We start from the raw sequence: 10,306 nt of genomic DNA on the forward strand, positions 1-10,306 counted from the left end.
TTTTTATTACTTTTACCCCTTAATCAGCTTATATGTCTGGCGCTGACATCAAAGAAACCGTTCGACAAATATTTTTAGGGTACCTCGAACAACATGGTCACCGGAAAACTCCGGAGCGCTTCGCCATACTCAATGAAATTTATGATTATGACGGTCATTTCGACATCGAATCGCTCTATGTTAAAATGAAAAATAAAAAATACCGGGTTAGTCGCGCAACCTTGTACAATACCATTGAATTATTACTGAGTTGCGATCTGGTTAAAAAACATCAGTTCGGTAAAAACCAGGCTCAATTCGAAAAATCCTATTCCAAAAAACAACACGATCACGTTATATGCACCGATACCGGTGAAGTGCTTGAATTTTGTGATCCTCGAATTCAGCATATCAAAGAAACGATCGAAGAAATATTCGGAGTAACCGTACTACATCATTCATTGTATTTCTATGCCCAACGAAATGCAGTAAATGAATCAACAGAAAAGAAATCTAACAGCAGGGCAAAAAAGAAGGTTTAAAATGGAATTTAGCTATTCACTCAGTGTCAATAACAACATCGTGCTTTGTCAGCTCAAAGGCAGGTTAATGGACAAAGAGCAGGCTGCTCCAATGCTGGCCGAAATCGACCGACAGGTTGCGGAGAATAACAACAAAATTATTTTGGATTTATCCGGTGTTGATTACATGAACAGTTCCGGTTTAAATATTTTGGTCAATATTCTCACCAAAGCCAGAAGCAAAAATGGCGAAGTGGTCATTTGCAATCTGAGCGCTAAAGTGAAAGAACTTTTTATTATTACTAAATTAAATACACTCTTTCACGTAAGCGATGACCTCGCTTCTGCTGAAACGATGTTAAAAAAATAAGCGAAAAAAATACCATGAAAGTAGATGTATTACTCGGACTCCAATGGGGAGACGAAGGGAAAGGAAAAATTGTTGACGTTCTCACACCAAAATATCAGGTAATCGGCCGTTTTCAGGGCGGACCAAATGCCGGACATACGCTGGAATTTAATGGTATTAAACACGTGCTTCATACCATTCCATCCGGAATTTTTCATGAAAATGTCATCAACCTTGTTGGTAACGGTGTGGTGGTTGACCCTGTTGTTTTGAAACGGGAAATTGATGCCTTAAAAAAATTAAATGTCGATGTAAAAAACCGACTGTTATTATCGCGTAAAGCGCATTTGATTTTGCCTACACATCGTTTAATCGATCAGGCTTCCGAAGCATCAAAAGGAAAAGAAAAAATCGGATCAACGCTTAAAGGGATTGGTCCAACCTACATGGATAAAACCGGTAGAAACGGATTGCGCATCGGCGATATTTTTATGCCCGATTTTAAAGAACGTTATAACAAACTGGTAGAAAAGCATATTCGTCTTTTATCATTTCACCAATTCGAATATGATTTAAGCGCATTAGAACCTGCATTTTTCGAAGGCATTGAAGCACTGAAAGAATTAACGGTTGTTGACAGCGAACATTACATTAACGATCATCTTAAAAAAGAACAAAAAGTCCTTGCAGAAGGAGCTCAGGGAACCTTACTCGATATCGATTTTGGATCCTATCCTTTTGTTACTTCCTCCAATACAACAACTGCCGGAGCTTGCACTGGTTTAGGAATTGCACCTAACCGCATTGGTGATGTAATCGGAATTTTTAAAGCCTATTGCACCCGTGTAGGAAGCGGTCCCTTCCCTACCGAACTCGAAGATGAAACCGGTGAACGTTTGCGAAAACTCGGGAATGAATTCGGATCCACAACCGGACGTCCGCGTCGCTGTGGCTGGATTGACCTGCCTGCTTTGCGTTACGCAATCATGATTAATGGAGTCACCTCCTTAGCCATGATGAAAGCGGATGTTCTCAATACATTTGAAACCATTAAAGTTTGCACACATTACAAAGTAAATGGCGAGCTTACAGCCGATATGCCATACGATTTATGTTGTGTGGATGCCGAACCGGTGTACAAAGAATTAAAAGGATGGAATTGCGATTTAACCGGGATTTCTGAATATAAAAATCTGCCTAAAGCATTACTCGATTACACCTTGTTCCTGGAAAAAGAATTAGGTGTTTCCATCGATGTAATTTCGGTAGGACCTGACCGCACGCAAACCCTGCTAAAAAACTAATTCAGGACCATGGCAGGGAATCTCCACAAACTGATTGGTGGCGACTTCCCGGAGAGGGAAATCAACCGCCTGGCTATTCCTGCCATCATTGCTTCCATTGCTGAGCCTTTAATTTCTATTGGAGATGCTGCCATTATTGGTCAGTATGCCGAAAAAGATTCTGTATCACTCGGTGCTGTGGCTGTTGGTTCAACCTTTTTTCTGAGTATCATTTGGGTATTTGCTCAAACCCGCACCGCTATGTCGTCGGTGATGTCGAGATATTACGGTGAGAAAAAACTGGAGGCTGTTCGAACGCTGGTTCCGCAAATGATATTTATGAATTTCATGTTGGGACTTTTTTTCTACCTGTTCACCAATTTATTTTCCAGAGAAATTTTTACGCTTTACAATGTAGAAGGACAACAACTCGAAGAAACGATTCGTTATTTCAGTATCCGGTCCATTGGATTTCCATTTGTATTATCCACCATGATGATGTTTGGTGTTTTTCGGGGAATTCAAAACACAGTTTGGGCTATGTCGATTAGTTTGGTTGGCGGATTAATCAATATTCTTCTCGATCAAATTCTCATTGGAGGGGTGGATGGATTAATATCTCCAATGGGCATCGAAGGCGTTGCATTTGCCAGCTTGTGTGCACAACTTGTAATGTTTGTAATGGCCATATTTTTCCTCTATAAAAAAGCGGGTTATTCCCTTAATTTTTTGTTCCCGGTAAATCAGGAAGTCTATTGGTTACTCCATTTAACCGGAAATCTGATTATCCGTTCTCTCGCTGTGCAAACTGCTTATTTCTTTTCCGGAAGAATTGCAGCGGGGTGTGGACCCCATTATCTCAATGTACATGGTGTATTTTGGAACATCTGGTTATTCAGTGCCTTTTTTATTGAAGGTTATTGCAGTGCAGGTAATGCGCTTGCCGGAAAATTTTACGGCGAAAAAAATCCGGAAATGCTTTGGCGCTTATCCAAATTCATGATTAAACGAACCATAGCCATTGGTGTTGGACTAACCCTTATTTATTTCATCACCTACAGATGGATCGGGCATTTATTTTTAACCAATAGTACTGAGTTGGAAATTTTTTATTCTGCTTTTTGGCTGGTAGCCCTTGTTCAACCGTTTAATGCATTTGCCTTTACTTACGATGAATTACTAAAAGGAATCGGAGAAATGAAGTATATTCGAAATACACTCATCATTGCCACCTTTATTGGTTTTGTACCGGTAATTCATTTTTTAGATTTTATGGAATGGCATTTGCTGTCGGTATGGTCGGCATTTATCGTTTGGATGAGTATTAGAGGGGGACGCTTAATGCTTTATTTTAATCGTAATTTCAGCTACTGATGAAAAAAATATTTTTAATAGTATTTACCATCGCACTTTCTGTTTCTAATCCATTACAGGGTTGGAGTCAGAAGGATTCATTGGTAGAAAAAGAGATCCGCGATGCCGAGGAGCAATTAAAGATCATCCGCGAAAGGGAAATTCAAACTCAACTGCGCATCGAATTGCTAAAAATGCAAATGTGCAGTACCATGTTACAAACCATCGGATTTCCCATTGTATCGGGTGGATCTTTTCCAACTATTTCTCACCATGCTATGGTGCTGGCTTATGATGAAAGCAATGAACAGGCCAAATGGGTAATGCATGTTATTTTACCGGATATTCTGGACGGAAAAGTTGCACGCACCAATGATTTCAGAAAAGATACATTGGTAAAAACAGGAACCGCAGAAAAAGAAGATTATTGGAAAAGTGGATACGACCGTGGCCACCTTGCTCCTTCTGCTGATTTCAGATGGTCGCCCACTGCACTGAGTGAATCGTATTTTTATTCGAATATGAGTCCGCAAAAACCCGAATTAAACCGCGAGAAATGGGCTGAGATGGAAGATCTGCTGAGGGAATACGTTATGAATAACGGGCATAAATTATTTGTAGTTACGGGTCCCGTTATGAAGGATTCGCCCGGACAAATCGGCAATAAAAACAAGGTAACTATTCCGGGGTATTTTTATAAAGTTGCCATGGATCCCGCATCGAAAGTGGGAATTGCTTTTATCATGCCGAATGATCGTTGTCCAAAAACCGTTCTGCAATATGCAGTGAGCATCGACAGTGTAGAAAAGTTTACGGGCATCAATTTTTTCCCGGTATTAAACGCATCTGAAGAAAAGGAAATTGAATCGAAAACCGACATCGAGAAATGGAAAATCCGTCGCGAAGACGGGAATGCCGACCCGATTAATCCGGAAAGTCTGCCGAAAGGGAAGTTCAATACCTCTCAGGCAAAATATCACATTGGTGATAAAGCTACGGTTTGCGGCAAAGTAGTTTCTGCCAAATATAATGAGAAATCAGGCGCTACGTTTATAAATCTGGACCGCAAATTCCCGGACCAGATTTTTACCATTCAAATCTGGAAGGACAGTCGCCAGAATTTTAGCTACCACCCTGAAGAAGAGCTGCTTAACAAAACTATTTGCGTTACCGGTAAAATACTTGAAAATCAAGGAGTTCCGGTAATGACCATTTATAATGAAAGCGCTATTGAGATTGAAGAAGATTAATTTATTTTCAGAAGCAACCTTTTTTGTTTATCTTAGTCTAATATGTAAAATCATCCTCATGAAAAATCTTAAGTTCATATTTACTGCCGTTGTTACCATGTTGGTATTAAGTGTTAGTGCACAAAAATCAGCAGCACCTCAACAACATTCAGCCGACGAGCGCGCAAATCACCGTACCCGTAAAATGGCTGCAGAATTAGCCCTCAATGAGAGTCAGCTTAACGATGTAAAAACGCTTAACCTCGAGTTTGCCAACAAAATGGAAGAAGCGAAAAAGCATGACGGATTTGAAACTGAAAAAGCAAAATTACAAGCGACATACGATTCAAAACTTCAAACGATTCTTTCAGCTCAACAGTTTGAGAAATACAAACAAATGATGGCTGAGAAAAACGAAAAAAGATCCAAATAATTAAACAGGGTTTACAAAAAAAGGGTGTTCGAATGAACACCCTTTTTTATTTTACACTAATTCTATTCAGGCCAATGAACTCGTTAATTCCGGTGTGAAATGTTTTCGTACCCAGGCTTTCAGTTCATGTACATCTTCTTCTACTAATCGGGCTATGGCTTTATAATACTCTTTTCTGAATAATTGCGGATCGAAACTGACCCGCTCGAGAATAAATTTGGTGTATTCCAGAGCGTTCTTTTTCATGGTGTTTTTATTTGGTGCTAATTTCAACGATGAATTTACACAAGAGGTTACCTCGTTGGTCGCAAAAAAACAGCAAAAAAGGCCTGGTTTTTCAACACAGGCCTTGTTAAAAAGATGCTTTTTCGGTTTAGTCAACCACTACCACCAGGTATTTAGAAACACTCCAGAATGCTTTGGCATCGGTAATGACCAATTTCTCTTTCACTTTTTCACCTACTAACTTATAGGAAGAACTTGGGTGTGTGGTTAAAATTTCAATGGTTTTACCACCCAGCGTAATATCGCTGACTTTCGTAATATCCACCTGAGTAAAATAATCCTTATTAAAATCTTCTCTCAATTTCTTGATTTTACCCAATCCAATAAACCCGCCTTCTTTGGTAATAATACCATGCTCCTTTAATTCTTTGGTCGATCCAATCACATAAAATGCAGTATTCAATTCTGCATCTTTTTCTTCCACCACAGCCATGGTTTCATTTAAGGTAGCCGTCAGTTCATCCATCGCAATATCATACTTCGATAATTCTTCACGAAGTGAATTGATCGTGTTTTCCTGATCTTCGATTTTAGTCAGTAAATTCTCAATCATTTTTTCTAGTTCCCCGATTTTCATATCGGCCTTTTTTAATTTGGAACGGAGACTCGAAATTTTGTTTTTGTTTTCCTCCATCAGGGAGTTGATGATCTGAATTTCCTCAATGATACGGTCCTTCTGATCCGATTCCATTTCCGGATCATTATTGCGACTCATATTGATAGCTCCTTCTTTCTGACGGATCAGGGAAAGATTATCTTCAATTTCATTCAACATGCGGATAGATGCATTCATGGCCGAATCTTTTCCATCGAGATCTGCCCTCAATTTTTCGTTTTCCCGAATGAGACTATCCATTTCCGGATTAGAAACTCCATCGCCGGATGAACCCTGAGGCTGACAAGAAAACAATAGAACCAATGCCGAAGCAAGGAAAATGAGTTTTTTCATAAAAAGGCTGTTTCAACAAAAATAAGAATTCCCCATTAAACCGAACATTCCTTATTTTTATTGCTCAATTCCAAACCATGAAGAACAAATTCCTATTGCTGATTAGCTTCCTTTCCTTTAACTATCTGGTTCAGGGACAACAAGTGCGCTATTCCCTATCAATGCCACGGCCTGAAACGCATTATTTTGAGGTGGACATGTACATCTCGGGCTTTAAAGGAAATTTTCTGGACCTCAGCATGCCGGTTTGGGCTCCGGGATCTTACCTGGTAAGGGAATTTGAAAAGAACGTCGATTTTTTTGAAGCTGAATCGAACGGCAAAAAACTAGGCGTAAAAAAAGCAGACAAAAACACCTGGCGAATCGAAACGGTTTCTTCCGATATCCATGTCCATTACTCTGTTTATGCGTATGAACTTTCAGTTCGGACTTCCTTTTTAGATGATAGTCACGGATACATCAACGGCACTTCTGTATTTATGTACATCGAAGGAAAAAAGAACCTCAGCGGAACACTTGAAATAAAACCACATCCTTCGTTTAAGAAGATTTCTACTTCATTAGAAAAAACCGGAACCAATACCTATCATTTTCCCGATTACGATATACTGGCAGATTGTCCCATCGAAATCGGAAATCAATTCACTTTTCATTTTAATGCTGCAGGTGTAGATCATGAAGTAGCGATGTATGGTGATGGGAATTATGATGTGGAAGAATTGAAAAAAGACATGGCAAAAGTGGTGGAAGCAGCCACCCGGGTATTTGGTGAAAATCCCAATAAATATTATTTATTTATCGTGCATAATTTAACTGTGGGTTCGGGTGGACTCGAACATCTGAGTTCAACTACTCTACAGGTTAACCGCTACACCTATTCCGGTTCGGGCTATAAAGGATTTTTAAGTTTGGTTGCCCATGAATATTTCCATTTATGGAACGTTAAACGCATGCGCGCCGATGTTCTGGGTCCCTTCAATTACGATCAGGAAAATTACACCACACTCCTTTGGGTGCAGGAAGGATTTACTTCGTATTACGATGAGTTACTACTCGTGCGCAGCGGTTATCACGATGTGAAAGATTATTTCCGCATTTTATCCGGCATGATGAATACGCTGGAAACTACACCTGGAAATAAAGTACAATCGGCAGCTGAGTCGAGTTACGATGCATGGATTAAAGGATATCGTCCGAATGAAAATTCAGTGAATTCGCAGATTTCTTATTATTCCAAAGGACAAGTTTTAGGTTGGATTCTGGATATGGAAATCATTATTCGCACCAAAGGTGAAAAGCGATTGGATGATTTAATGAGCTACCTCTACAACACCTATTACAAAAAAGAAAAAAGAGGATTCTCAGAAACTGAATTCATGAAAGCAGCCAATTTAATTGCCGGTAGCGACTTATCTGCATTTTTCACGGATTACGTTTATGGAACAAAAACCATCGATTATCAATCGTACCTCCAGCATTTTGGATTACGACTGGTACAGAACGACAAATCCGGTGAAGTTTGGCTAGGAGCAAAATTGAGTGATGCAGGAGGAAAAATTATCGTGAAAGAAACCACCCGTGGAGGAAGCGCTTACGAATCGGGATTGAATGTGAACGATGAAATTATTGCATGCAATGGAATCCGAATGGATCTTTCCACCTTTAACCGATTAATTGCCGGTGGAGTTGCGGGTCAGGAATTCAATTTGGTGATTGCCCGCGACAATGTAATGAAAGATCTAAAAATCAAACTGCTACCTAATCCCTTTAAGGATCATCAGGTAGCAGCTGCAGATCAAACAGATGTAAATCAGGAAAAACTCCTGAAAAAATGGTTGGGGAAATAATTTCCCTTCCATTGCCTTAGTTATTTTTTAGATCAATGGCTGTTTCAACCACTGTAAAAGAGGCGTTTTTATGGTATTTTTTATAACCGGTGTAGGCAGGACAAGAAGTTCCTTTGCTGCAGGAGGTCATGAGTGATGCTCCGAGAATCAAGGTTGCTGCTACTTTAGATGCGCCTTTAAGGAAGTGGTTGTTCAATTTCATGATCGCTGGTTTTAAGAGGTTGTATAGAGGTTGTTTTTGTTTGTTCTGAAACGATAGGTACAGGCTCCACAAAAATTCCATAAAAAAAGAATAAAAAAAATTTATGAAGTTTTTGGAGAATTCTCCCTACCTTAATAAAACCTAAGAATTTCTCTTGTTTCTGGCTATTTTCCATACAGTTGAGTCCCTGAGCGATGAAAAGCTCCTGGAAAAATACCGTAGCAGCGGAAACTCCTGGTATGTAGGCGAGTTATACAAAAGATATACCAAAGCAGTAGCCGGTGTATGCTATTCCTATTTTAAAGATCGGGATGAAGCCGAAGACACTGTAATGGAAATATTCGAACTGGTTATCAGTGATTTAAAAAAATATGAGGTACAAACTTTTAAACCCTGGCTCTTTTCGGTGGTTCGACATTATTGTCTGAGAAAGAAGGAAAAAAGTAAAAAGGCATTCGATCATCATCAGGACCTCAAAAAAAATCCGGATTATTTTATGGAATCTTCCGACGAGCTGTCCCTTTCCTTTTTAGATGGGCAGGTTTCGCGGGATATGCATGTGGAATTAGAAAAAGCCATAGCCCAGTTAAAAGATGAACAAAGAATCTGTGTTGAATTATTTTTCCTGCAAGACAAAAGCTATCAGGAAATTAGCACAATTACAGGTTACAGTTTAAATAATGTAAAGAGCCATATTCAAAACGGAAAACGAAATCTTAAAATTCTTTTAGAAAGCCAAAATGGCTAAGCCTAAGCAAACATATCGCCCCGATTGGTCTTTAGATCCTGAAATTTCGGATCTGCTTAAGGATTTTAGTCCTGCCGATTTTGCCATGGCCGAAGAGATTTCGAAGTCGGTAAACCTGCGTATTGATGGCATGGTGCCCCCTCCTCCGGCTACCGCTAAATATGTACCTCATTTTCTGTATGGTCTTGTTCTTCTGTCGGGAATTGCATTTTATTTCCTCTGGCAAGATGAAAAACAATTGGCCGATTCAGGTTCAGCTTCATCACCCGGTGAAAATAAAAATACAAGCATTGTTCAAGCCCCATCCTCAACCTCTGATCATACCGTTCAAAAAGTAGATGAGTCGGGAACTTTTCCTGCCAATGAAAATGGAACAAAACAAGTTTTGGCTCCCGAAATCACAGATAACAACACCAAAAATGAAAACGATCTCGCGGAAAGTCTAACCGAAAATAAAACGGATAACCTGGAAAATTCGCTGGGAACAGAAACCAACACTACAAAGGATAACAAAGAAAAAAATCAGGAAATAATCCCGGTTGATAATACCAAAAAGCAGGCGGAGGACAATAATCGTTTTGTTTATTTACGCATTGCTAATGTTCAGGTGATGAACAAAGTTGATCTGGCATCTTCTACTGGATCCGGAAATAAAACGACCAAAGTAAATGATCCCAACATTGGTGGAAAAACCATTACCAAAACAAAAAACAATACCTATGCCTTGGACGATATGCCGCAACATAGCGGAGGCGATCAGGGGCTTATTTCATACATTTCCAGAAACCTTAGTAATCGTATTTATATCCGGAAATCAACTGCAGTTAATACGGTGAATGTCCGCTTTGAAGTAAATTCAAAAGGAAAAGTTGAAAATGTCTCCATGCTGGATGATATTCCAGGTCCAATGGAAAAAGAAATCATCAGTGTTTTAGAAAATGACAATGGTTGGAGTCCCGGTAAAAAATCCGGTAAAAAAGGAAGCCTGGAAATCATTTTGAGTATTCAGTTTTACTGGTAAATTCTTCAGAAAAACTTATCGTTAAAATTAACCAGGTAAAGTTTTACACTTGCACGGGTGATGGCTGTATACAACCATCTTAAAAATTCCTGATCCATCATTTCATC

General features: G+C 39.4%; 13 protein-coding genes. 9 read left to right on the forward strand and 4 right to left on the reverse strand.

Going from position 1 to position 10,306, the window contains the following annotated elements; all coding sequences use genetic code 11:
* Positions 1-32: 32 nt before the first annotated feature.
* From K1X56_09380 to K1X56_09405, 6 genes are read left to right on the forward strand one after another with little or no spacing between them, the layout of a single operon-like run.
* Entirely contained in the window at positions 33-521 is a 489-nt protein-coding gene (locus K1X56_09380) for a transcriptional repressor (protein MBX7094922.1), read from the forward strand.
* A gap of 1 nt (position 522) precedes the next feature.
* The gene (locus tag K1X56_09385; protein ID MBX7094923.1) at positions 523-870 is read left to right on the forward strand and encodes an STAS domain-containing protein; all 348 of its coding nucleotides are present in this window, start codon (positions 523-525) and stop codon (positions 868-870) included.
* 14 nt (positions 871-884) lie between these two features.
* Complete coding sequence (locus K1X56_09390) at positions 885-2,153, forward strand: adenylosuccinate synthase (protein ID MBX7094924.1); 1,269 nt, start codon at positions 885-887, stop codon at positions 2,151-2,153.
* A gap of 9 nt (positions 2,154-2,162) precedes the next feature.
* On the forward strand, positions 2,163-3,506 hold the full coding sequence (locus tag K1X56_09395) for an MATE family efflux transporter (GenBank protein ID MBX7094925.1): 1,344 nt from the start codon (positions 2,163-2,165) through the stop codon (positions 3,504-3,506).
* Positions 3,506-4,735 (forward strand): DNA/RNA non-specific endonuclease, encoded by a 1,230-nt coding sequence (locus K1X56_09400; GenBank protein ID MBX7094926.1) that lies wholly within the window; start codon positions 3,506-3,508, stop codon positions 4,733-4,735. The genes K1X56_09395 and K1X56_09400 overlap by 1 nt, the downstream gene beginning before the upstream one ends.
* Before the next feature lie 58 nt (positions 4,736-4,793).
* Positions 4,794-5,147, forward strand: a complete 354-nt coding sequence (locus K1X56_09405; protein ID MBX7094927.1) for a hypothetical protein — start codon at positions 4,794-4,796, stop codon at positions 5,145-5,147.
* Between the two features lie 66 nt (positions 5,148-5,213).
* Here K1X56_09405 and K1X56_09410 read toward each other — a convergent pair whose 3' ends face one another.
* Positions 5,214-5,393, reverse strand: a complete 180-nt coding sequence (locus K1X56_09410; GenBank protein ID MBX7094928.1) for a hypothetical protein — start codon at positions 5,391-5,393, stop codon at positions 5,214-5,216.
* 127 nt (positions 5,394-5,520) lie between these two features.
* The gene (locus tag K1X56_09415) at positions 5,521-6,381 is read right to left on the reverse strand and encodes a hypothetical protein (GenBank protein ID MBX7094929.1); all 861 of its coding nucleotides are present in this window, start codon (positions 6,379-6,381) and stop codon (positions 5,521-5,523) included.
* Positions 6,382-6,458: 77 nt separating this feature from the next.
* On the opposite strand from K1X56_09415, the gene K1X56_09420 reads away from it, so the two are divergent.
* Positions 6,459-8,228, forward strand: a complete 1,770-nt coding sequence (locus K1X56_09420) for a PDZ domain-containing protein (GenBank protein ID MBX7094930.1) — start codon at positions 6,459-6,461, stop codon at positions 8,226-8,228.
* A 16-nt stretch (positions 8,229-8,244) separates the two neighbouring features.
* Here K1X56_09420 and K1X56_09425 read toward each other — a convergent pair whose 3' ends face one another.
* A complete protein-coding gene (locus K1X56_09425; protein MBX7094931.1) occupies positions 8,245-8,430 on the reverse strand; it encodes a hypothetical protein in 186 nt (61 codons plus the stop codon).
* 154 nt (positions 8,431-8,584) lie between these two features.
* Here K1X56_09425 and K1X56_09430 point away from each other — a divergent pair, with 154 nt between their 5' ends.
* Entirely contained in the window at positions 8,585-9,178 is a 594-nt protein-coding gene (locus K1X56_09430) for a sigma-70 family RNA polymerase sigma factor (protein ID MBX7094932.1), read from the forward strand.
* Positions 9,171-10,199, forward strand: a complete 1,029-nt coding sequence (locus tag K1X56_09435; protein ID MBX7094933.1) for a hypothetical protein — start codon at positions 9,171-9,173, stop codon at positions 10,197-10,199. Before K1X56_09430 ends, K1X56_09435 begins: the two co-directional genes overlap by 8 nt.
* 5 nt (positions 10,200-10,204) lie before the next feature.
* Here K1X56_09435 and K1X56_09440 read toward each other — a convergent pair.
* The coding region (locus K1X56_09440) for an ATP-binding domain-containing protein (protein ID MBX7094934.1) at positions 10,205-10,306 on the reverse strand (102 nt) is incomplete at its 5' end.

The sequence above is a fragment of the Flavobacteriales bacterium genome (genome assembly GCA_019694795.1).
GTDB lineage: Bacteria > Bacteroidota > Bacteroidia > Flavobacteriales_D > UBA2798 > UBA2798.